Source organism: Kitasatospora sp. NPDC004614 (genome assembly GCF_042873675.1).
GTDB lineage: Bacteria > Actinomycetota > Actinomycetes > Streptomycetales > Streptomycetaceae > Kitasatospora.
Map to the genome: position 1 here is coordinate 380,869 of NZ_JBIALR010000001.1, position 21,483 is coordinate 402,351.

18 protein-coding genes are annotated in these 21,483 nt (G+C 71.7%); 12 read left to right on the forward strand and 6 right to left on the reverse strand.

The window, feature by feature from the left end; all coding sequences use genetic code 11:
- Positions 1-93: 93 nt before the first annotated feature.
- Positions 94-831, reverse strand: a complete 738-nt coding sequence (locus ACFYST_RS01585; RefSeq protein ID WP_387859129.1) for a VOC family protein — start codon at positions 829-831, stop codon at positions 94-96.
- A 253-nt stretch (positions 832-1,084) separates the two neighbouring features.
- On the opposite strand from ACFYST_RS01585, the gene ACFYST_RS01590 reads away from it, so the two are divergent.
- From ACFYST_RS01590 to ACFYST_RS01620, 7 genes are all read left to right on the forward strand, one after another.
- Entirely contained in the window at positions 1,085-2,335 is a 1,251-nt protein-coding gene (locus ACFYST_RS01590) for a sensor histidine kinase (RefSeq protein ID WP_387859132.1), read from the forward strand.
- Entirely contained in the window at positions 2,332-3,012 is a 681-nt protein-coding gene (locus tag ACFYST_RS01595) for a response regulator (RefSeq protein WP_387635902.1), read from the forward strand. Before ACFYST_RS01590 ends, ACFYST_RS01595 begins: the two co-directional genes overlap by 4 nt.
- A 111-nt stretch (positions 3,013-3,123) precedes the next feature.
- Entirely contained in the window at positions 3,124-5,337 is a 2,214-nt protein-coding gene (locus ACFYST_RS01600) for a protein kinase (protein ID WP_387859133.1), read from the forward strand.
- 255 nt (positions 5,338-5,592) lie between these two features.
- Positions 5,593-7,836, forward strand: coding sequence for a PQQ-binding-like beta-propeller repeat protein (locus ACFYST_RS01605; RefSeq protein WP_387860053.1), 2,244 nt, complete (start codon positions 5,593-5,595; stop codon positions 7,834-7,836).
- A gap of 73 nt (positions 7,837-7,909) precedes the next feature.
- Entirely contained in the window at positions 7,910-8,359 is a 450-nt protein-coding gene (locus ACFYST_RS01610; RefSeq protein WP_387859134.1) for a DUF523 domain-containing protein, read from the forward strand.
- A gap of 116 nt (positions 8,360-8,475) precedes the next feature.
- Positions 8,476-9,105, forward strand: coding sequence for a ClpP family protease (locus ACFYST_RS01615; RefSeq protein WP_387859136.1), 630 nt, complete (start codon positions 8,476-8,478; stop codon positions 9,103-9,105).
- A gap of 1 nt (position 9,106) precedes the next feature.
- Positions 9,107-9,709: a ClpP family protease gene (locus ACFYST_RS01620; RefSeq protein WP_387635890.1), complete on the forward strand. Its 603-nt coding sequence runs from the start codon at positions 9,107-9,109 to the stop codon at positions 9,707-9,709.
- 127 nt (positions 9,710-9,836) lie between these two features.
- Here ACFYST_RS01620 and ACFYST_RS01625 read toward each other — a convergent pair whose 3' ends face one another.
- Both ACFYST_RS01625 and ACFYST_RS01630 read right to left on the reverse strand, forming a co-directional pair.
- Positions 9,837-10,229, reverse strand: a complete 393-nt coding sequence (locus ACFYST_RS01625) for a helix-turn-helix domain-containing protein (protein ID WP_387859138.1) — start codon at positions 10,227-10,229, stop codon at positions 9,837-9,839.
- A gap of 91 nt (positions 10,230-10,320) precedes the next feature.
- Positions 10,321-10,896 (reverse strand): SUKH-4 family immunity protein, encoded by a 576-nt coding sequence (locus ACFYST_RS01630; protein ID WP_387859139.1) that lies wholly within the window; start codon positions 10,894-10,896, stop codon positions 10,321-10,323.
- Positions 10,897-11,001: 105 nt separating this feature from the next.
- Between ACFYST_RS01630 and pip the strand changes: the two genes are divergently transcribed.
- Positions 11,002-11,973, forward strand: a complete 972-nt coding sequence (gene pip / locus ACFYST_RS01635; protein WP_387859141.1) for a prolyl aminopeptidase — start codon at positions 11,002-11,004, stop codon at positions 11,971-11,973.
- 50 nt (positions 11,974-12,023) lie between these two features.
- On the opposite strand, the gene ACFYST_RS01640 is transcribed toward pip, so the two are convergent.
- The gene (locus ACFYST_RS01640; RefSeq protein ID WP_387859143.1) at positions 12,024-13,718 is read right to left on the reverse strand and encodes an ABC transporter family substrate-binding protein; all 1,695 of its coding nucleotides are present in this window, start codon (positions 13,716-13,718) and stop codon (positions 12,024-12,026) included.
- A 386-nt stretch (positions 13,719-14,104) separates the two neighbouring features.
- On the opposite strand from ACFYST_RS01640, the gene ACFYST_RS01645 reads away from it, so the two are divergent.
- The 4 genes from ACFYST_RS01645 to ACFYST_RS01660 all read left to right on the forward strand — a co-directional run bounded on the left by ACFYST_RS01645 (position 14,105) and on the right by ACFYST_RS01660 (position 19,102).
- Positions 14,105-15,091, forward strand: a complete 987-nt coding sequence (locus ACFYST_RS01645) for an ABC transporter permease (RefSeq protein WP_387635877.1) — start codon at positions 14,105-14,107, stop codon at positions 15,089-15,091.
- A 154-nt stretch (positions 15,092-15,245) separates the two neighbouring features.
- A complete protein-coding gene (locus tag ACFYST_RS01650) occupies positions 15,246-16,220 on the forward strand; it encodes an ABC transporter permease (RefSeq protein ID WP_387635874.1) in 975 nt (324 codons plus the stop codon).
- Complete coding sequence (locus ACFYST_RS01655) at positions 16,217-18,454, forward strand: dipeptide ABC transporter ATP-binding protein (RefSeq protein ID WP_387859145.1); 2,238 nt, start codon at positions 16,217-16,219, stop codon at positions 18,452-18,454. The genes ACFYST_RS01650 and ACFYST_RS01655 overlap by 4 nt, the downstream gene beginning before the upstream one ends.
- A 204-nt stretch (positions 18,455-18,658) precedes the next feature.
- Positions 18,659-19,102, forward strand: a complete 444-nt coding sequence (locus ACFYST_RS01660) for a rhodanese-like domain-containing protein (RefSeq protein WP_387859147.1) — start codon at positions 18,659-18,661, stop codon at positions 19,100-19,102.
- 25 nt (positions 19,103-19,127) lie between these two features.
- On the opposite strand, the gene ACFYST_RS01665 is transcribed toward ACFYST_RS01660, so the two are convergent.
- The gene (locus ACFYST_RS01665) at positions 19,128-20,051 is read right to left on the reverse strand and encodes a GNAT family N-acetyltransferase (RefSeq protein ID WP_387859149.1); all 924 of its coding nucleotides are present in this window, start codon (positions 20,049-20,051) and stop codon (positions 19,128-19,130) included.
- Positions 20,038-21,447, reverse strand: coding sequence for a KamA family radical SAM protein (locus ACFYST_RS01670; RefSeq protein ID WP_387859151.1), 1,410 nt, complete (start codon positions 21,445-21,447; stop codon positions 20,038-20,040). Before ACFYST_RS01670 ends, ACFYST_RS01665 begins: the two co-directional genes overlap by 14 nt.
- Positions 21,448-21,483 lie beyond the last annotated feature (36 nt).

Consider the following 21,483-nt stretch of genomic DNA (forward strand, 5'->3'; position numbering starts at 1 on the left):
TCCCCGCGCCCCGGTGCCCCGCCTCGCTGATGAACTCCCCTGGGGCGGGGCACAATTCGTCGTGGCCGGCGCCGACGGAGTCGTGGCGGAAGGTCAGCTGGGGCTGAGGAGGCAGAACTCGTTGCCTTCGGGGTCGGCCAGAACTGTCCAGTGGATGGCGGACCGGTGGAAGTCGGGGTCGGTGGCGCCCAAGGCGCGCAGGCGGTCGGCTTCTGCTGCCGGGTCGTCGCCGGGGTAGGGGCGGACGTCGAGGTGGACGCGGTTCCAGACGGTCTTGGTGTCGGGTGTGCGGATGAATTCCAGGTAGGGGCCGACGCCTTGGGCGGATCGCAATGTCGCGTGGTCGTCGGTGACCTCGTGCAGCGTCCAGTCCATCGCCCGGCCCCAGAACCGGGCCATCTCGCGCGGGTCGGCGCAGTCGACCACCACCGCGGCGATCGGCCCGGTGCCCTGGTAGACCGGGCGGGGCTCCAGGACGCAGAACTCGTTGCCTTCCGGGTCGGCCATGACCGTCCAGGGGACGTCGCCCTGACCGACGTCGGCGAGGGTCGCGCCGAGAGCCTTCAAACGCTCGACCAACTCCGCCTGGTGGGCGGCCGAGGTGGTGGCCAGATCGATGTGCACCCGGTTCTTCACCGTCTTGGGTTCCGGGCGGGCGACGATGTCGATGCAGACGGCCGCGGGGTCGGGGTAGGCGAAACCGACGGGTTCGAGGTTGGTGACGCCTGGTCCCTCGCTGTCGATACCCCAGCCGAGTGCCTCCGCCCAGAACCGGCCGAGTGCGGCGTCGTCCTGGGCCTTCATGTTGATCTGCACGAGTCGTGTTGCCATGCGGCGGATCCTAGGAGCCAGCACCGGCCCTGGCCAGCGCGATTTTGCAGTCGCGCGTCCGGTGGGTTCGTCGTTTCTCTGTGGACGTACTACTGACGGCTGAACCCGGAGCCGAACCCGTGTTCCAGCGCGGATCGTCGTGTGCCGCCGGCTGTGCCTGCGGCGCGTGCCGCCGGCCGTGCCCGCGCAACTATCGATGCGCACCCGGGGGAGGATCCGCACCGCGCCGGTGCTCGTCTAGCCTGGCGGACCGATGGTTACCTGGACGACGACGGCCCTGCGCGCCGCACCCCGATGGATCGCCGACCGGCCGCGACTGACGGATGTCGCGCTCGGCGGCGGGCTGACCCTGTTCGACGCGGTCACTGTGCTGAACCACACGCCTGCGCCCGATGGTTGGGGCGTCGCGTTGTGGGCCGCGCAGACCGTCCCGCTGCTGTGGCGGCGGCGGTGGCCGCACGCCGTGCTCGCGGCGATGACCGCCCTCTACCTGCTGTTCCAAGTGCTCGACCCGATTCCGGGGAAGATCCCCGGCCCGTACCTGCTGATGCTCGGCGTGTACGCCGTGGCCCGCTACGGCCCGCGCCGGGCCGCCCTGCTCGCAACTTCCCTGTGTCTGACGGCCGTTACGGTGGGGGACGCGCTGACCGGGCACTGGCAGGTGCCGCAGCTCGGGTCGTTGGAGCCGATCAGTACCACCACGTTCGTGTTCTTCTTCGCGCTCGCCTGGATCCTCGGCTCCGGTCGGCGCCGGATTGGTGCCGACGCGGACCGGCTGCGTGAACTCAACCGGCGGCTGCGGGCCGAGCAGGAGCTCAACGCCCGGCAGGCGGTGGCCGGTGAGCGGGCCCGGATCGCCCGTGACCTGCACGATGTGGTCGCGCATCATGTCAGCGCGATCGCGGTGCAGGCCCGGGCCGCCGAGGACGTGCTGACGGACGATCCGGTGCTCGCCGTCCAAGGCGTCGGCCTGATCGCCCGGACCGCCGACACCGCGCTGATCGAGATGCGGCGCATCCTCGGCCTGCTGTCCACTCGTGAGCGCGACCTCGCGCCCGAACCGTCCCTCGCCCATCTCGATCGGCTCGCCGACGCCGCCCGCGCGGCCGGCTGCCGGGTCGCCATTACCGTGCAACTCCCGGAAACCGGCGTGCAGTTCGCGGGGCTCGAGGTCTCCGGGTACCGGATCGTCCAGGAGGCGCTGACCAACGTGCTCAAGCACGCCGGCCCGGTGGACGTCCGGGTCGCCGTCCGCGCCGACGCCGGGCAGGTGCTGATCGAGGTCGAGAACGACCCGCCCGCCCCCGGCCACCGGCCGGTCCCCGCCCCCGGCCACCGGCCGGTCCCCGCCCCCGGCCACCGGCCGGTCCCCGGCAGCGGGCGAGGGCTGATCGGCATGCGGGAACGGGCGGCGGCCTTCGACGGCACCCTGGACGCCGGGCCCCGGGACGACGGCGGGTGGCGGCTGCGCGCCACACTGGATGCGCGGGTGGTGGCGGCGTGAGCGTACGGGTGCTGGTCGTCGACGACCAGGAGATCGTCCGGACGGCGCTGCGGCTGGTCATCGACCGGCGCGAGGGGCTGACGGTGGTCGGCGAAGCCGCCGACGGGGGGCGGGCGTTCGCGCTCGCCGTCGAACTGCGGCCCGACGTCGTACTGATGGACATCCGGATGCCCGGCACCACCGGCATCGAGGCCACCCGCCGGATCACCACCGAGTGGCCCGGCCCGGAGCCGGCGCCGCGGGTCCTGCTGCTCACCACCTTCGACCTGGACGAGTACGTGCACGAGGCGCTGCGGGCCGGCGCGCACGGCTTCCTGCTGAAGAACAGCGCCCCCGAACAGCTGGCCCGGGCGATCCGGGCCACCGCCGCGGGCGAGTCCGTGCTCGCGCCGAGCGTCACCCGCCGCCTGATCGACACCCTCACCGCGCTGCCGCCCGCCCTATTGCCAACACTTGACGATGCGTTGGTAAAAACTCCGTCCGTCGAGCTGCTCACCGAACGGGAGCTCCAGGTGCTGGTGCTGGTTGCCCGCGGCCTGTCCAACGCCCGGATCGGTGACGCGCTCGGCCTGAGCGAGGCGAACGTGAAGAGCCGCGTCAACCGGATCCTCAGCCGCCTCGGACTGGAGAACCGCGTTCAGGCCGCGCTCTTCGCCCACAAGGCCGGACTGAGCTGACGGAGCATCAGCGCAACAGTCCAGGTGAGGATTCGGTGTGCGCGGCTGCCGCACCCAGCCCGCAGACCGTATGGTTCGTCCCGCGCACCCGACGGGGGAAGGGAAGGGCAGGTGCAGCCACTCGACGGGATGGATCCGCGGCAGGTCGGGCCGTACACGCTGGTGGGCCGACTCGGGGCCGGCGGCATGGGTGCGGTGTACCTGGGGCGGTCGGCCGGCGGGCGGGCCGTCGCCGTCAAGGTGGTTCGGCCGGAGCTCGCCGAGGACACCGAGTTCCGGCAGCGCTTCCGGCAGGAGGTGGCCGCCGCGCGGCGGGTCTCCGGCGCGTTCACCGCGGCCGTGGTGGACGCCGACACCGAGGCCGCGCTGCCGTGGATGGCCACCGCCTTCGTCCCCGGACTGTCGCTGCGGCAGGTCGTCGAACGGCACGGCCCGCTGCCCGTCGCCACCGTCCGCACACTGGCCGCCGGGCTCGCCGAGGCGCTCGGCGAGGTGCACCGCGCCGGGCTGATCCACCGCGACCTGAAGCCCGGCAACGTGCTGCTCGCCCTCGACGGGCCGCACGTCATCGACTTCGGCATCTCCCGGGCCGCCGACGCCGGCGGGCTGACCACCACCGGCTCCGTCATCGGCTCCGCGCCGTACATGTCCCCCGAACAGGCCCTCGGCGAGCCGCTCACGCCCGCCGGCGACGTGTTCTCGCTCGGCTCCACCCTGGCGTACGCGGCCCTCGGCCGGAACCTGTTCGGCGAGGGCGCCGGCGCGGCCGTGCTGTTCCGGATCGTCAACACCGAACCCGACCTCGGCGAACTACCCGCCGAACTGCGCCCGTTGGTCGCCGCCTGCCTCGCCAAGACCCCCGCGCACCGGCCGACGCCCCGCCAACTCGTCGCCCACGTCGCCCAGTCCGGGCACCCCACCGACCCGGACGGCTGGCTGCCACCCGCCGTCGCCACCGAGGTGCGCGCCGTCCGCGCCGTGCTCACCGCGCCGCCCGCACCACCTCCGATGCCCCCGCCCGCCCCCTCGGACGCACCCATCGACCAGCCACCACCGGCTCGCCGGATCGGCCGTCGCACGCTGCTCGGCCTCGGCGGCGCCGTGCTGGTCGCCGGCGGGGCGGGCACGGCGGCCGCGCTGATCAACCGCGACCGCGACCGCGGCTCCTCGACCGGCAAACAGACCGCCGCCCCGCCGGTACGGCCGAGCGCGGACGTCCCGGAAGCCGTCCCGCTCTGGCAGAACCGGGACGCCAACCTGCCGTGCGTCCAGCTGCTGTCACTGGACGGCGTGGTGGTCGGCATCACGCCCCGGCAGATGTGGGCGGTCGGCGGCGACGGCAAGCCCAAGTGGACGCTGGACGCCGGTACGACGGGCGTCAGCTTCGCCCTCGGCTCGGGCGTGCCCACGCCCGTCGCCGGGTTCGACGGCCACCGCATCCACCTGGCCGGCCTGGGCAGCACGGGTGTCCCGGGCAGCATGGCGACCCTCCTGCTCGCGATCGACCCGGCCGAGGGCAAGACCGACGGGAAGGTGACGCTCGACCAGCCGCATGCGGCCGGGGTGCTCCGCTTCGCCGGGATCCGCAGCGGCACCGCGTACGTGATCGGCCTGGGCCAGGGCCAGCACCAGGACGGCAGCAACATGTGGGCGATCGACCTGGCCGGGCGGCGCACCGCCTGGTTCCACGGCGACGACGCGCTACTGGTGGAAGCGGCCCTGCTGCCCGGGAGCGACCGGGTCCTGGTCTCCACCGCCGACCGCCTCAAGGCCATCGACGGCTCGGGCACCGTCACCTGGCAGGCCGGCATCCAATCCTTCGGCATCGCCGCCGGTGGCGGCTGGTTCCTCACCCCCGACAAGGAGGGCACTCTCACCGCCCTCGACCCTGCCACCGGCAAAGCCGCCTGGAACGTTCGCGGCATCACCACCCCCCGCCTGGGCGGCAGCGCCTACGCGCACGGCCCCGACGACAGCCTGCTCCACTGCCAGTGGACCGACGCCGACGGCGAGTTCTCCATCGGCGCCGTCGACCTGAAGAGCGGCGCCCCGCGCTGGAAGACCCCCCTCCCGCCCGACGGCAACGGCATCGGCAACGGCGCCTACGGCGCCGACCTGCTCCACGCCGACGACACCCTCTACCGGATCGGCCGTGACTCGGTCGTCTGGGCCCTCGACCCCGCCACCGGCAAGCCCCGCTGGAAGTACTCCGGCTACAAGGGCACCGACCCCGCGACGCTGACCTGGACGGCCGGCGCGGGACGGCTGTGCGTCTCCGCGCCGAAACCGTCGATCCTCACCGCTCTGCCCGCGAAGGCGAGTTGACGACAGTGAATCCGCCCGGCCCGACCGGTCCCGGCGCGACGAACCGGACGGCCGGTGCGCGCCGCCGGTGCCTAGCCGTCCCGTGTCCCTCCACCCTCACCATCCTGCCCGCGAAGGCGAGTTGACGACAGTGAATCCGCTCGGCCCGACCGGTCCCGGCGCGGCGAACCGGACGGCCAGTGCGCGCCGCCGGTGCCTCGCCGTCCCGTGTCCCTCCACCCTCACCATCCTGCCCTCGAAAGCGAGTTGACGACGATGCACCCGCTCGCCCCGACCGACCCCGCGCAGGTCGGCCCCTACCTGCTGCTCGGCCGGCTCGGCGCGGGCGGCATGGGCGCCGTCTACCTCGGCCGGTCGGCCGGCGGCCGGACCGTCGCGATCAAGCTGATCCGGCCCGAACTCGCCGACGACCAGCGGTTCCGGGCCCGCTTCCGGCGCGAGGTCTCGGCCGCCCGCACCGCGTCCTCCGCGTTCACCGCCCCCGTCGTGGACGCCGACCCGGACGCGCCGCTGCCCTGGCTCGCCACCGCGTACATCCCCGGCATCCCGCTCGACGAGGCGGTCCGGCTGGTCGGGCCGTTCCCCGAACCGGTGCTGCGCATCCTCGCCGCCGGCATCGCCGAGGAACTCGCCGCGATCCACGCCGCCGGACTCGTCCACCGCGACATCAAGCCCAGCAACGTGCTGCTCGCCCTCGACGGCCCGCACGTCATCGACTTCGGCATCGCCCGCGCCGCCGACGACAGCGTGCTCACCGCCGAGGGCGCCATCCTCGGCACCCCCTCCTACCTGTCGCCGGAACAGGCCCTCGCCCGGCCGATCGGCCCCGCCGCCGACGTCTTCTCGCTCGGCTCGACCCTGGTGCACGCCGCCACCGGCGCGGGCCCGTTCGGCGGGGGCCTGCCCATCGAGGTGGTCCGCCGGGTCGCCGCCGAGGAACCCGACCTCAGCGGCGTCCCCACCGGGCTGCGCCTGCTGGTCGCCGCCTGCCTCGCCAAGGACCCGGCCGACCGGCCCACACCGCGCCAACTCGTCGACTCCCAGCGGCTCGAACCTCAGCCCCCCGGCACCTGGCTGCACCCCGCGCTGGTCGCCGCCGTCGAACGCTCGGCGGCCGTCCTCGCGCCGACGCTGCCCCCACCGCTCCTGCCCACGATGGAACTGCCGCCGCCCGAGCCCGAGTTGAAGCGACCCACGCGGCGGACCCTGCTGTACGGGCTGGCCGGCGGAGCGGTCGCGCTGGCGGGCGGCGGGACGGCGCTGTACCTGACGACAGGCCGGACCACCGACAAGTCGGCTACGGTGAAAGGCAGTTCGTCACCGGCGCGTGACCTCACCGACCCGGAACGCTCGCTGGACACCACCAACATCGCCACCGCACTGTGGACGGTGCCCGTGCCCGAACCGCTCACCCAGATCGTCGGCGACGGCGAGAGCATCCTCACCGTCGACGCCAAGACCATTCGCGGCTTCGACCGCGACGGCAAGCCCCGCTGGGAGCCGAAGACCGCCCAGGGCAACATGCCGGTACTGACGCTCGGGCAAGTCGTCGCCGCCAACGGCAAGGGCTACTACCTCACCCGGGAGCAGAGCGCCCCGCCGAACTTCAGCATTCGCACCTTCCTCAAGGCGATCGACCTGGCCTCCGGCGAAATCGCGTGGACGTACACCAGCGCCGCGCTGAACGCCACCTCCGGCGCGGTCTGCGGTGTGCTGGACGGTGTCGTCTACGTCCAGGGCTCCGGCTCGGCCGCCGGGGTCGCCGGCCAGACGATGTTCCTGTGGGCGATGGACACCGCCACCCACGAGAAACGCTGGGAGCAGCGATTCCCGGACGCCGGCCTCGGCACCGGCCGGCTAACCGTCCCCACCACCGGCACCCGCCTGCTCTGGCAGCGGAGCGACATGTCCAACGGCACCTCCACCCTGTCCGGCCTCGACACCCAGGACGCCGGCATCTCCGCCTGGCACCAGAGCCCGCCCGGCACCACCCTCGGCGCGGGACCCCTCGTCCAGCCCTTCACCGACGGCCCGCACAGCTCCGGCGGTGGCCACCTCCTCTACCTCGCCGACCGGGTCTACGCCCTCAACCCGGCCGACGGGACGGTGGCGTGGAAGAGCGAGGCCACCATGACCTACCAGGCGGTGGTGGCGAACGCCGACGGCTCGACCGTCTTCGCCGCGGGCATCGACTACAAGACCCTCGCCGTCAAGGTCCAGGCCCTGAACGCGACCGACGGCACCGTCCGCTGGGCCGGCACCCTTCCCGCCGGCGCCCTCATCACCAACCTCGGCGCCCAGTTCGCCGACGACACCCTCTACCTCTGGCTCCACGGCAAGACCTGGGCCCTCGACCCCACCACCGGCAATGCCCGCTGGACCTACGGGTTCCAAGCCACCACCACCGCCCTCACCGTCCCCCTCTGGGCCGGAGGCGGCCGCGTCTACGGCCCCGCCGAAGGCGGCCTGACGGCCGTCGCCGCCACCGGCAAGGCCTGACCGGCCCGCCGATGGGCATCGGTGCTGGTCACGGGCGCGGTCGGGCGGGTGTGTGGCCCGGTAGCCTGGGCGGGTGGATGCGATTTTGGTGAGTGCTTGTCTGCGTGGGGTGCCGTGTCGGTTCGACGGGCGGGACAAGGCGTCGGAGGCGCTCGCGGGGGCGTTGGACGGGCGGCGGGTGGTGGCGTTCTGCCCGGAGGTGGCGGGCGGGCTGGAGACGCCGCGGCGGCCGGCGGAGCTGGTCGGGGGTGACGGGCACGACGTGCTGGACGGGACGGCGCGGGTGGTGGACGACGGCGGGCGGGACGTGACGGCGGAGTTCGTGGCGGGGGCCGAGAGGGCGCTGGTCGCGGCGCAGCGGGCGGGGTGCACGGAGGCGGTGCTGATGCCGCGGAGCCCGTCGTGCGGCCGGGGCAAGGTCTACGACGGCTCGTTCGCGGGCGCGCTGGTGCCGGGCGACGGCGTGACGGCGGCGCTGCTGGAGCGCAACGGGATCACCGTCCGGCCGGCGCCCGGGGTCTGAGTCGGGGCGGCTCTGCCCGTGGCGAATCTGCGGCGGGCAGAGAAGCGTCTGCGAGGGGTCGTTCGGGGTGAACAGTGGAGTGGAAGACGCGCTCCGGCCCCGAGGAGGAAACCCCGATGAGTCCGTTCCCATCCCGTGCGGAGGACGGCGACACTCCGCCCAGTCGCTTCGACGACCACCTCGCGGCGCAGCTCCTCGCGCAGCGGATCGTTCTGCTCGGCACCCAGGTCGACGAGGTGTCGGCGAACCGGGTGTGCGCGCAGCTGCTGCTGCTCTCCGCGGAGGACCCGCGCACCGACATCAGCCTGTACATCAACAGCCCGGGCGGGTCGGTGACGGGGGGCCTGGCGATCTACGACACCATGCGGCTGATCCCGAACGACGTCTCGACGCTGGCGATGGGTTTCGCCGCCAGCATGGGGCAGTTCCTGCTGACGGTGGGCGCCGCCGGCAAGCGGTTCGCGCTGCCGAACGCGCGGATCATGATGCACCAGCCGTCGGCGGGCATCGGCGGCACCGCCTCGGACATCGAGATCCAGGCGGAGAACCTCGAGTACACCAAGAAGGCGATCGAGCGGATCACGGCCGCGCACACCGGCCAGAGCGAGGACACCATCGCCCGGGACGGCGACCGCGACCGCTGGTTCACGGCCGAACAGGCCCGGGAGTACGGGATGGTGGACCAGGTGGTGGAGTCGCTGGCGGACATCCGTCCGGCCGCGAACCGTCGACGGATGGGGTTGTGACATGGGCTCGTACACGGTTCCTTACGTCATCGAGAAGACGGCTCAGGGCGAGCGGTCCTACGACGTGTTCAGCCGGCTGCTGAACGAGCGGATCATCTTCCTCGGCACCGAGATCGACGACGGCGTCGCCAACGTGGTGATCGCGCAGCTGCTGCACCTGGAGTCGGCGAGCCCGGGGGAGGAGATCGCGATCTACCTCAACTCGCCCGGCGGATCGTTCACTTCACTGATGGCGATCTACGACACCATGACCTTCGTGCAGTCGCCGATCTCGACGTTCTGCGTCGGCCAGGCGGCGTCCACGGCGGCCGTCCTGCTGGCGGGCGGCGACCCCGGGCGGCGGTTCGTGCTCCAGCACTCGCGGGTGCTGCTCGGCCAGCCGGCCAGCGGCGGCCGGCAGGGGACGGTCTCGGATCTGAGCCTGGCGGCGAAGGAGATGCTGCGGATCCGCTCGCAGGTCGAGGAGGTACTCGCCCGGCACACCCACCACGACCCGGCGACGCTGCGCGCGGACATGGACCGCGACAAGGTGTTCACCGCCGAGGAGGCCGTCGCCTACGGCCTGGCCGACGAGGTGCTGAACCGGCGCCTGGTCCTGGCCTGACGCACCGAGAACCGGCCGGTGCGGCGGCCAACTGCCGCCGTACCGGCCGGCGTTGCTCAGGCGGCCAACCGCCGCCGTGCCGACCGGCGTTGCTCAGGCGGCCAATCGCCGCCGTAGCGGCCGTTGTTCAGGCGGCCAGGCAGAGCCCGTTGTACGGCGCGGCGGGCGCGGCGCGGCGGATCTGCGAGTAGCGGACCAGGTCGTCCTGGGCGAGCGACAGCAGATCGCCGAGCCCCAGCCCGAGCGCGCGCGCGGCGGCCGCGAGCACCTCCGAGGAGGCCTCCTTGCGGCCGCGCTCCAGCTCCGACAGGTACGGCATGGAGATCCGCGCCGCCTCCGAGACGTCCTTCAACGTCCGCTGCTGGGCGAGCCGTTCACGCCGCAGCACACCACCGACCACATCACGCCACAGCGGCTCCTTCACCGCCGGCGGCTGCTTGACCGCCGGCGGCTGCTTGGCCGCCCCGCCCTGCGGGCGCAGCGGGATGACGCGGGCTTCGTTCTGGCCTTGAGTGCTCACCACTTCAGCGTAGACATCCCGCGCGCGAGCGGAAGGGAGCGGCGTTCTGCTGTGGGTGAAGTGCGGAAGCGGAAGGGTAGTTGACGGATATTCAGTGCGGGTCGCCCAGGAGGTAGCTGACGTAGTGCAGGACGGTGAACCAGCAAGACTCGGGATTCTCCATCGCGAGGGGATCGACCCGGCGCATCGTCCGCAGCAGCCTTGCCTCGGCGCCCGCGGGGTCGAGCTCGTCCGTACCGGCGTCGGGGTCGTAGGCCGGTCGTTCCTCCTCCAGGGCGTGCAGGAAGAAGGCGAGGGCGTCGACCGTGCTGTTGAGCAGGTGCGGAGTGCCACCCTCCGGGATGCAGTAGACGATGCCGGTGGTGACGTCGACCATCACGTCGTCCAGCCGGATACTGCCGAGAGTCAGCCAGACCGACATGTCGAACGGGCAGCTCGGGTACCGGCCGGCGACGCGCTGCCAGGCCTCGCCGCCGATCCGCAGGTCGCCGTCGACCATCAGCTGGTCGGTCTCGAACCAGCCCGTCCGGTCCGGCAGTCCGATCTCGCCCAGGAACTCCCGGGTCGCCCGGTGCGTGATGCCGTCGAGCAGGTGGTCGGCCGGAGTGATCAGTTCCTCCGCGCCGAAGACCGACTCCATCGCCTTCCGGTCGATCAAGGGGCTCATGGAACTCCGCACTTCCGCCGGGCCTCGGGTTGGCCAAATGGTCCGACGGGCAGTTTAGTTGGCGTTGTTTGCAGGTCGGACTGCGGAGCGGACGGACGAGTACCCATGGTTGATCTCTATGAGCCGATGCACCCCTACGACACCGGTTTCCTGGACACCGGAGACGGCAACCGCATCTACTACGAGCAGCTCGGCAACCCCGAGGGCAAGCCCGCGCTGTACGTGCACGGCGGGCCCGGGGCGGGGTTCCCGAAGCGGCCGACCCGGGCGTGGGACCCGGATTCGTACCGGGTGATCCGGTACGACCAGCGCAACTGCGGGCTCAGCACGCCGCATGCCAGTGATCCGGCGGCGGACATGGCGCTGAACACCACGCAGCACCTGATCGACGACATCGAGCGGCTGCGCGAACACCTCGGTGTGGAGCGGTGGTTGCTGGACGGCGCGTCCTGGGGGTCGACGCTGATCCTGGCGTACGCGCAGCAGCACCCGGAGCGGGTCAGTGAGATCGTCATCCAGGCGGTCACCACCACCCGCCGGGCCGAGACCGACTGGCTGTACCGGGGCGTCGGCGGGTTCCGGCCCGAGGCGTGGGACCGGTTCCGGGACGGCGTCCCGGAGGGCGAACGGGGCGGTGACGTCTACCAGTTGCTGGCGGCGTACGCGCGGCTGATGGAGCACCCGGACCGGGCGGTGCGGGAGAAGGCCGCCAACGAGTGGCTGGCGTGGGAGGACGCGGTCATCGAGGGCGAGCCGAACGGCATCCCCGGGATGTACAGCAACCGCGAGATGGACGACCGGATCGCCTTCGTCCGGATCTGCTCGCACTTCTTCAGCAACGGCGCCTGGCTGGAGGAGGACCAACTGCTGCGGGAAGCCGACAAGTTGGCGGGCATCCCGGGCGTGCTGGTGCACGGCCGGTACGACATGGGCTGCCCGGTGCAGACCGCGTGGGAGCTGGCGAAGGCCTGGCCGGACGCGAAGCTGCACATCTTCGACGACTCCGGGCACGTGGGGAGCCAGGACATGGCCGCGACCGTCCGGCAGGCGCTGGAGGACTTCAAGCATCGCAGGTAGCAGGCGCGTTGACGCCCCGCCAGGCAGGGCATGGCGGGGCATCGGCGGTGCTACTTCTGCCAGCCGACCGAGGTGATCACGGTGTCGGCGAGGCTGCCGGCGCCGTAGTTGGCCAGGCCCTTGCGGACGGCGACGATGCTGGGGCGCTGGTAGAGCTCGACGGTGTGGGCGAGCTCCCAGATCTTCACGTCGGCCTGGTTGTAGAGCTCGTCGGCCTTCGCGGGGTCGAGGGTGGCGGCGGCGGTGCGCAGCAGGTTGTCGATCTCGGGGGTGCTCAGCTTGGAGTAGTTGCCGAACACGTTGTCGCCCTGCGGGGCACGGTAGAGCGGCACCGTCTTGGAGAGCGGGAAGGAGTTCGTGTTGCGCCAGCTGGCCAGGTCGAACTTGCCCTGGTCGATGTACTTGGAGAAGTACTCCTTGCTGGGCACCTTGTCGACGGTGACCTTGACGCCGACCTGCTGGAGCATGTTCTGGGTGGCGGCCGCCAGGTCGATCTGGGCCTGGTTGGAGGCGTCGTTCAGCACGTAGTGGAGCTCCAACGGCTGTCCGTCCTTGCTGCGGGTGCCGCCGGAGTCCTTCCAACCCGCCTCGTCCAGCCACTTCTTGGCGGTCGTCGGGTCGTACGTCACCCAGTCGCCGGCGTTGGCCTTGTACCCGTTCTGGTTGGTCATGAACAGGTGGCTGTCGAGCGGCTTGAACTCCACCGGGACGCCCTTGTTGGCGACCTTGATCAGCGCGGTGCGGTCCAGTGCCTTGCCGAGCGCCTGACGGACCTTCTGGTCGGCGAGCACGCCGTTGCCGCCGAAGGAGATGTGCACCTCGTCCCACGGAGTGCCGGTCCGGATCACCGAGTCCTTGGCGTCCTTGAGCTGGCCGTAGGAGGCGGCGGCGCCCGCGGACGCGAAGTCGATCTCGTTGTTGAGGTAGGCCTGGGTGATCGCGGCGGCGTCGAGGACCCGGAAGGTGATCCGGTCGAGCTTCGGCTTCGGACCCCACCAGCGGGGGTTGGGGGTCAGCGTGATGGTCTGCGCGGTCTTGTCGGCGTTGGCGAGCACGAACGGGCCGCCGAAGACCGGGACCTTCTCGATCCAGCCCTCGTTGAAGGCCTGCGGGGTGGAGAGCCCGGAGGCGGGCAGCAGCGGGCTGAACAGGCTCTGCCAGTCGGCGTACGGCTGCGAGAAGGTCACCTTGACCTCGCTCGCGTCGGCACCCTGCTCGACGCCGGAGATCTGCTCGTAGCCGGAGGAGTCGGCCAGGTTGTACGCCTGGTCCTTGCCGTTGGAGGCCTTCCAGACCGCCTCGAAGTCCTTGTAGCTCAGAGCCGTTCCGTCGGACCAGACCGCCTTCGGGTTGAGCTTGTACGTCACCACCTGCGGCGAGGTGGAGGTGACCTGCGCGGAGACCAGGTACTCGGGGACGGGGTGGTAGACGCCCTTGGCGTCGGATCGGAAGAGCTTGGCCTCCACGTAGCCCATGATCTCCACCGCGTCGCCGTAGTTGCCGTCGACCTGGTACGGGTTCCACTGGGTGATCCACTGCTGGAGCGGTTCGCGCAGCTCGCCGCCGTCTCTGACGTTCTCCAGCGGCTGCGGGTTGTTGTCCTCGGCGTCCACGGTCGGTGCCACGGTCTTGGCGACGTCGCCCCCCGAGCCGCTCTGGCTGCTGCAGGCGCTCGCGGCCAGGAGCGCGGCGAGGGCGGCGGCGACGGCGCGGCCGATTCGGCGGGTGACGGGCGATGTGTCCATCGGCGGAGTCCTCGGGGTCTCGGAGGCGTGCGGAGGGGTTCTACGAGTCTTCGGGCGTCGTCAGGTGTGGCGATGCTTGATCGTGGGCAGCCAACTCGATGCCGGCGGGCCGAACGTAACAGCCCATCAGCCGCCCCCACCAGGGTGATGCGCGGAACTGATCGAAACGAAACGGAGCGAAACACCGCCGCAACACCCCGTCCGTACCCGTCTGATCAGCTGTGACCAGCGGGTTCGCCGGAGCGGGCGAACCGCCGACACGATCGACCCTGGACGGGCCGGTCGCGCGTGGCGTACAACTGCTGCGCGAATGTGCGCCAAAGTCCGTACTAGCGAAGGCAAATGACCATGTTCAGCAGGTGTGCGAACCAGGCCGGAGGTGCGCCGTGACGGGCTACCTGGCCAGGCGGCTCGGCTACTACGTCGTCCTGCTGACCGCCGCGGTGTTCCTGGCCTACGCGCTGACCGGCACCGCGCTCGGCCCGCGCGCCTACTTCGAGGCCAAGCAACCGCGCCCCTCCGCCGCCTCCGTCGACCGGCAGCTGACCGCGCTCAACCTCAACGACCACACCCCCGTGGTCGAACGCTTCGCCACCTGGGCGGACGGCGTCCTGCTGCACGCCGACCTCGGCCGCACCATCCACGACACCTCCGTCAACGACGAGTTCGGCCGCCGGATCTGGGTCTCACTGCGGCTGCTGCTCGTCGGCAGCGTCCTCGGCATGTTGCTCGGCGTGGCCGCCGGCGCATGGAGCGCGGTCCGGCAGTACCGGCTCTCCGACCGGGCACTCACCGTGCTGTCCTTCGTGCTGCTCTCCACCCCGGTGTTCCTGCTCGCCCTGCTGCTCAAGAACGGCGCCATCGCCGCCAAGAACGCGGCCGGCCACGACGTCATCCCGTTCACCGGCTACGAGACACCCAACCTCTCCGGCGGCCTCGGCACCCACCTCGCCGACTGGGGCCTGCACCTGCTGCTGCCCACCCTCTCGCTCGCCCTCGGCGGCCTCGCCACCTACAGCCGCTACCAGCGCTCCACCATGCTCGACGTCCTCGGCGCCGACTACCTGCGCACCGCCGAAGCCAAGGGACTCACCCGCACCCGCGCCCTGCTCAAGCACGGCCTGCGCACCGCGATCATCCCGATGACCACGATGTTCGCCTACGCCTTCCTCGGCCTGTTCACCGGCGCCGCCTTCACCGAAACCATCTTCGGCTGGCACGGCATGGGCGAGTGGTTCATCCAGGCCGTCAACGAACAGGACGTCAACTCCGTCGTCGCCGTCAACCTCTTCGCCGCCGTCGTCGTCCTCGCCGCCGGCTTCCTCGCCGATGCGCTGCACGCTGCGCTCGACCCCCGAGTGAGGACGGCATGAGCGGGATGCGAAACCAGAGGGAGCACAACCAGGGGCGCTGGGGGTACCCCCAGCGAAGCGAGGTGGCGGAACTGCGCGACGCGGGCTGGTGGCTCACCCATGGCCACACGACGCAGAAGGCTGCGCCCTGCGGGCGTGTCCGAGGGAGGGCCGCATGAGCGCCGAGCTGGTGGAACAGACTGTCGCGGCGCAGACCGATCAGCGGGTGCCCGCAGGCCGCCTCCGGCTTGCCACCCGGCGACTGGCAGGCTCCCGCGGAGCGGTTCTCGGCCTGGTGGTCATGGTGCTGCTCTTCCTGCTGGCCTTCCTCGGCCCGTACCTCACCCCCTGGGACTACTCCACCCCCGACTACACCGCGCTGCGCCAACCCCCGTCCCCGCAGCACTGGTTCGGGACGAACGGTCTCGGCCAGGACGTGTTCGCGCAGACCGTCCGCGGGCTCCAGAAGTCGCTGGTGATCGGCCTGCTGGTGGCTGTGCTCTCCACCGGCCTGGCCTCGCTCGTCGGCGCCTGCGCGGGGTACTTCGGCGGCTGGACGGACCGGCTGCTGACCTTCCTGGTCGATCTGATGCTGATCTTCCCGGCGTTCCTGGTGATCGCGGTGATCTCGCCCCGACTGCGCGGCAGCGGCTGGATCGCGTTCGTGCTGCTGCTCGCGGTCTTCAACTGGATGATCACCGCCCGGGTGATCCGTTCGATGACGCGGTCCCTGCGGGAGCGCGAATTCGTGGTCGCCGCACGGTTCATGGGCGTCGGGCCGTTCCGGATCATCTGGCGGCACATCCTGCCGAACGTCTCCTCGTTCCTGATCATCGACGCCACGATCACCGTCGGCGGCGCCGTGATGAGCGAGGCCGCGCTCTCCTACTTCGGGTTCGGTGTGCGCCCGCCCGACGTCTCGCTCGGCACCCTGCTGGCGGCCGGTGCCAGTGACGCCCCCGTCTTCCCCTGGCTGTTCTACTTCGCGGCCGGCCTGCTGGTGCTGTTCGTGCTCGCCGTCAACCTGGTCGGCGACGGCCTGCGCGACGCCCTCGACCCCACCGCCGCGGCCGGACGCAGGCCCTCCCGCCGTGCACAGGGCCGAAAGAACCGAAAGACCGCCACCCCCTCGCGTCGGAGCACCCCTTGACCACCCCGCTGCTCGCCGTCCGCAACCTCACCGTCGACTTCGGGGACCACCCGGCGGTCCGCGGCGTCGATCTCGACCTGCGTCGCGGGGAGACTCTCGGCCTGGTCGGCGAGTCCGGCTCCGGCAAGTCCGTCACCGCGCTCGCCGTGCTCGGCCTGCTGCCGGGCACCGCCCGGATCGGCGGATCGGTCCAGCTCGACGGCCGCGAACTGGTCGGCCTGCCCGCCCGGCAGCTGGCGGAGATTCGCGGCCGGCGGATCGCCATGGTCTTCCAGGACCCGCTGTCCGCGTTCACCCCGGTCTACCGGATCGGCGACCAGATCGCCGAGGCGGTCAGGGTGCACCAGGCCGTCGGCAAGGCCGCCGCCCGCAAGCGCGCCGCCGACCTGCTCGACCTGGTCGGCATCCCCGACCCGGCCCGCGCCCTGGACGCCTTCCCGCACGAGTTCTCCGGCGGCATGCGGCAGCGCGCGATGATCGCCATGGCGGTCGCCAACGACCCGGACATCCTGCTCGCCGACGAACCCACCACCGCCCTCGACGTCACCATCCAGGCCCAGGTGCTGGACGTGCTGCGCACCGCTCAGCGGGAGACCGGCGCCGCCCTCGTCCTGGTCAGCCACGACCTGGGCGTGATCGCGGGCAGCGCCGACCGGGTCGCCGTCATGTACGCCGGACGGATCGTCGAAACCGCCCCCGTGGACGAGCTGTTCACCGCCCCCCGGCACCCCTACACGCTCGGCCTGATCGGCGCCGTCCCCCGCCTCGACGGTCGCGGCGGACCGCTGGTGCCGATCCCCGGCCGCCCACCCGCCGCCGGTGAACTGCGCGGCGCCGGCTGCCCGTTCGCCGACCGCTGCCCGCTGGTCGAGGACCGCTGCCGCACCGCCGAACCGCAACTCGTCGACGACACAGGCCACTTGGCCGGCGGACGTCCGGCCGGTGGCAGCGCGCACCCGGCTGCCGAGACGCAACCTGCCGGTGCCGATGGCCGTGAGGCCGTCGAACCCGCACCGGCCGTCGAACCGGCACCGGCCGTCGAACCGGCACCGGCCGACGACGGCCGGGTGGCATCCGAGCCGCAACCCGCCGACTTCGGCGCGCATTTGGCCGCGTGCGTGCGCGCAGCGCATCTCGCCGCCACCCGGCCCGCCCCCGCCGAGGTCTACCCCGTCCCCGCGGTGCCCGCCGCCGAGGCCCGGCCGCGCGAGGAACGCGAGAGCGTGCTGGCCGTCACCGGCCTCACCCGGAGCTTCCCCCGCTACCGCGGCAGCCTGCTGCGCCGCCGGATCGGCGAGACCTTCGCCGTGGACGGCGTCGACCTCGACATCCGGCGCGGCGAAACCCTCGGCCTGGTCGGCGAGTCCGGCTCCGGCAAGTCCACCACCCTGTACGAGGTCCTCAAGCTGGCCGCCCCGCAGGGCGGGCGGATCGAGCTGCTCGGCCAGGACACCGCCCAGCTCGACCGGGCCGCCGCGCACCGGCTGCGCTCCCGTGTCCAGATCGTCTTCCAGGACCCGGCGGCCTCCCTCGACCCGCGGATGCCGGTCGGCGACGTGATCGCCGAACCGCTGCTCGCCCAGCGCACCCCCGCCGGGGACGCTCGCCGCCGGATCCCCGAACTGCTGCGCCAGGTCGGCCTGGACCCGGCACACGCCGACCGCTACCCGCACGAGTTCTCCGGCGGCCAGCGCCAGCGGATCTCCATCGCCCGCGCCCTCGCCGTCCGCCCCGACCTGCTGGTCCTCGACGAGCCGGTCTCCGCGCTCGACGTCTCCGTGCAGGCCGGAGTGCTCAACCTGCTCCAGCAGCTGAAGGCCGAACTCGGCCTCGCCTACCTGTTCGTCTCCCACGACCTGTCCGTGGTGCGGCACTTGGCCGACCGGGTCAGCGTCATGTACCTCGGCCGCACGGTGGAGACCGGCACCGTGGAGCGGGTCTTCGCCGCGCCCCGCCACCCCTACACCCGCGCCCTGCTCGCCGCCGTCCCGCTGCCCGACCCGGCCGCCGAACGCGCCCGCCCCCGGCTGCTGCTGGCCGGCGACCCGCCGTCGCCCGCCGAACGCCACCTCGGCTGCCCGTTCCGCGCCCGCTGCCCCGTCCACGCCGCGCTCGCCCCCGAGCAGCGCACCCGCTGCGCCACCGAGCAGCCGGTCGCCGTCCCCGCCGCCCCCGGCGTGGACCACGCAGCCGCCTGCCACTTCCCGGACGGCGCCTGGCAGGACGGGGCCTGACGGGCCGACGCCTGACAGCACGGGGCCTGACGGGCCGACGCCTGTCGGGCCGACGCCTGACGGGTCGGGCCTGACAGCTCGTCGGTCGGTGAATTCCGCCGAGTCGAATTGGCGGATTCGGCTTTCGAGAATGCTTGCGGCACTCGGGGCCCGGATCATAGGCTGTTCGACACCGACGCCATTTCGTTGAAAAGGGGTGTTCCCGTGTCCGACCGGCACGAGCTCTTCCAGTTCCTCACGGCCGACAGCAAGGTGAACGGGGTTCCGGCGACGAACTACCTCTCGACCACCTATTTCCTGGCGAAACTCGCCTCCGAGTGCGACCCGTCGGACGTGGAGCACGACATTTCGCACAAGGTGCCGGGCGTCCGGGTGGTGGACACCCGCAGTGCCGAGTCCTACCGGGAGGCGCACATCCCGGGCGCGCTGAACCTGCCGCACCGGGACCTCGGGCCGGAGCACGTGACCGGCCTGGACCGCGAAGTCACCTACGTGACCTACGGGTTCGGGCCGGACTGCAACGCCGGGACGAAGGGCGCGGCGAAGCTCGCGGTGCTCGGGTTCAAGGTCAAGGAGATGATCGGCGGCTTCGAGTACTGGAAGCGCGACGGGTTCCCGGTGGAGTCCGGGAACCCGTCGGACAGCTGAACCGCAATTAATTCTGGAGCCTCGTTCACCGGGAAGGTGTGCGGGGCTCCACGCCTTCCAGGAAATCGGCCCGGAATTTCGCCGCCCGGGAAATGTCCTCGGTGAGGAAATAGGCGCGCAGTCGGCGGTCGTCGGCGGGCAGTTCGGGCGGATATCCGAGAATCAGTCCGGGGTCGTTCAGGGCGGAGAAATTCAGTACCAGGTCGGCCTCGTCGCAGCCGGTCGGGTCGCCGAAGTCCTGCGAGGGCACCGCCCGGAAGCCCATCTTCACCTTGAAGGCGAACAGCCCGACCTGGGTGAGGTGCCCGTACAGGTTGGGCTCGTCGCCGAGGGTGGCGTAACGGAGGCCCTTGGCCCTGGCGGTGCGCATCGCGGTGAAGTAGAGGGCGCGCGACAGGCTCGCCTCCCGGCGCCAGTACTCGGTGACGGCGGAGAACCGGACCCGGATCGCCGAGACGTCCGGGCACTCGGCGACCAGGCAGCCGCCGACCAGTTCCTCGCCCTCGAAGGCGAACACCCCGAAGTACTTCTGCGGGCCGTGCAGCACGGCCTCCCGATGGCGCTTGGCGTACGGCACGCCGAACTGCATCTGGGAGACCCGCTGCTCGTAGAGGGCGAGGAAGCGGTCCAGGGTGTCGGCGTCGACCTGGTCCTGGACCTCCTCGCGCAGGACGGCGGCGCGGCGGCGGGCGCGCAGGATGTCGCGGCGGGGGTTGGCCTCCAGCCGGGCCAGGAAGTGGTCCTCGTCGGGGCCGAGTTCGGCGAGCCAGGTCAGCATCTCGGGCTTGACCACGAAGCCGGCCGCCCGCAGGGCGTGGATCCGGTCGGCGGGCGGCCGGAGCATCCGGACCACGTCGATGTGGCGATCGCTCGATGTCCAGGGCCGGGCGTCGAGTTCGTCGGGGTCGATCAGGGCGACGGACAGTCCGTGCTCGTCAATGAGCTTCATGCGGCGTCTTCTTCCACCACTCCTGGCCCTCCGGCGGAAGGCTCGGGATCGGGTCGTAGTAGGGGTGGGCACGGCCGCCGGCCGCCGGGTCGGCGGCTTCCAGCGGGGTGAGGTAGTTCTTCGTCCAGTAGGAGATGCCGCGTTGGCGGTCGTAGGAGTCGACCTGGTCGACCCAGCGCTTGCCGACGAACGGGACGTCGCAGACGATCCGCGGGGTGGCGAAGCCGGGGAGGTAGCCCATCATGCCGCGCTGGAGCGCCTGCGCCTCCCACAGCGCGACCCGCCAGTGCTCGCTGTTGGGGATCATGTCGCAGAGGTAGAAGTAGTACGGCATGATGCCGGCGCCGTCGAGCAGCCCGAAGCTGAGGTCGAGCAGCGCCTCCACCGAGTCGTTGACGCCGCGCATCAGCACGCCCTGGTTGCGGACGTCGCGCACCCCGGCCTCGAACAGCGCGGTGGTGGCGCGGGCGACCGAAGTCGTCACCGACTGGGCGGCGTTGGCGTGGGTGTGCACGGCGATCTGCACGCCCTGCCGGCGGGCGCGGGCGCAGACCGTGGCGAGGCCGTCCAGGACCTCCTTCTGCAGCCAGTGCTGGGGGAGGCCGACCAGGCCCTTGGTGGCGAGCCGGATGTCGCGGATGTTGGGGATGTCGAGCAGCGCGGTGAGGAAGGACTCCAGGCGCGGCCAGGGCAGGTTGGCGAGGTCGCCGCCGGAGACCACCACGTCGCGGATGCTGGGGTGGGTGCGCAGGAATTCCAGCATCCGGCCGAGCCGGTCGGCGGGGCGCAGGTCGAAGCGGTGCTTGGTGAACTGCGGGGTCGGGTTGCCGACCAGGTCCATCCGGGTGCAGTGGCCGCAGTACTGCGGGCAGGTGGGTACCAGCTCGGCCAGTACCTTGGTGGGGTAGCGGTGCGTCAATCCTTCGACCGCCCACATCTCGCTCTCGTGCAGCGAGTCCCGGGTGGCGAACGGGTGGGAGGGCCAGCGCGGGTCGCGGTCGGAGAATACCGGGATCATGTAGCGCCGCACCGGGTCGGCGTACAGCGCGTCCAGGAAGCCGGCCTCGCCGGGCGCGAGGTGCGGCACCATCGTGTTCAGCAGCTGCGGGGTGACCAGCATCGACATGGTGGCGCGCTGCTGCTGGTCGCGCACCAGGTCGGCGAGAAAGGAATCGCCGATTCCGGGTCCGAGGACGGCGCCCAGTTGGCGCGCGCTTTTGACGCAGTTGGCGCGTTGCCACTGCGCGGAATCCCATTCGTCGGCGGTGACCTGCGACCAGCCGGGGAATCTCCTCCATTCCGGCTCGACCGGCTCGCGGAATCGGTAGGAATACGGCTGGACGGGTGTTGTCGCCGGGTTGTTGGTCGATGGGCCTGCATTGAGATGGATCGTCATACCGCCCCCGCTTTCAGTCGCCCCGGGGCCATGGTC

Coding starts and splice junctions, on each gene's coding strand:
- ACFYST_RS01650 (WP_387635874.1), top strand. CDS start 15,246: ATGAGCGCCGAGCTGGTGGAACAGACTGTCGCGGCGCAGACCGATCAG.
- ACFYST_RS01665 (WP_387859149.1), bottom strand. CDS start 20,051: ATGAAGCTCATTGACGAGCACGGACTGTCCGTCGCCCTGATCGACCCC.
- ACFYST_RS01585 (WP_387859129.1), bottom strand. CDS start 831: ATGGCAACACGACTCGTGCAGATCAACATGAAGGCCCAGGACGACGCC.
- ACFYST_RS01590 (WP_387859132.1), top strand. CDS start 1,085: ATGGTTACCTGGACGACGACGGCCCTGCGCGCCGCACCCCGATGGATC.
- ACFYST_RS01605 (WP_387860053.1), top strand. CDS start 5,593: ATGCACCCGCTCGCCCCGACCGACCCCGCGCAGGTCGGCCCCTACCTG.
- ACFYST_RS01630 (WP_387859139.1), bottom strand. CDS start 10,896: ATGAGCCCCTTGATCGACCGGAAGGCGATGGAGTCGGTCTTCGGCGCG.
- ACFYST_RS01615 (WP_387859136.1), top strand. CDS start 8,476: ATGAGTCCGTTCCCATCCCGTGCGGAGGACGGCGACACTCCGCCCAGT.
- ACFYST_RS01670 (WP_387859151.1), bottom strand. CDS start 21,447: ATGACGATCCATCTCAATGCAGGCCCATCGACCAACAACCCGGCGACA.
- pip (WP_387859141.1), top strand. CDS start 11,002: ATGGTTGATCTCTATGAGCCGATGCACCCCTACGACACCGGTTTCCTG.
- ACFYST_RS01620 (WP_387635890.1), top strand. CDS start 9,107: ATGGGCTCGTACACGGTTCCTTACGTCATCGAGAAGACGGCTCAGGGC.
- ACFYST_RS01640 (WP_387859143.1), bottom strand. CDS start 13,718: ATGGACACATCGCCCGTCACCCGCCGAATCGGCCGCGCCGTCGCCGCC.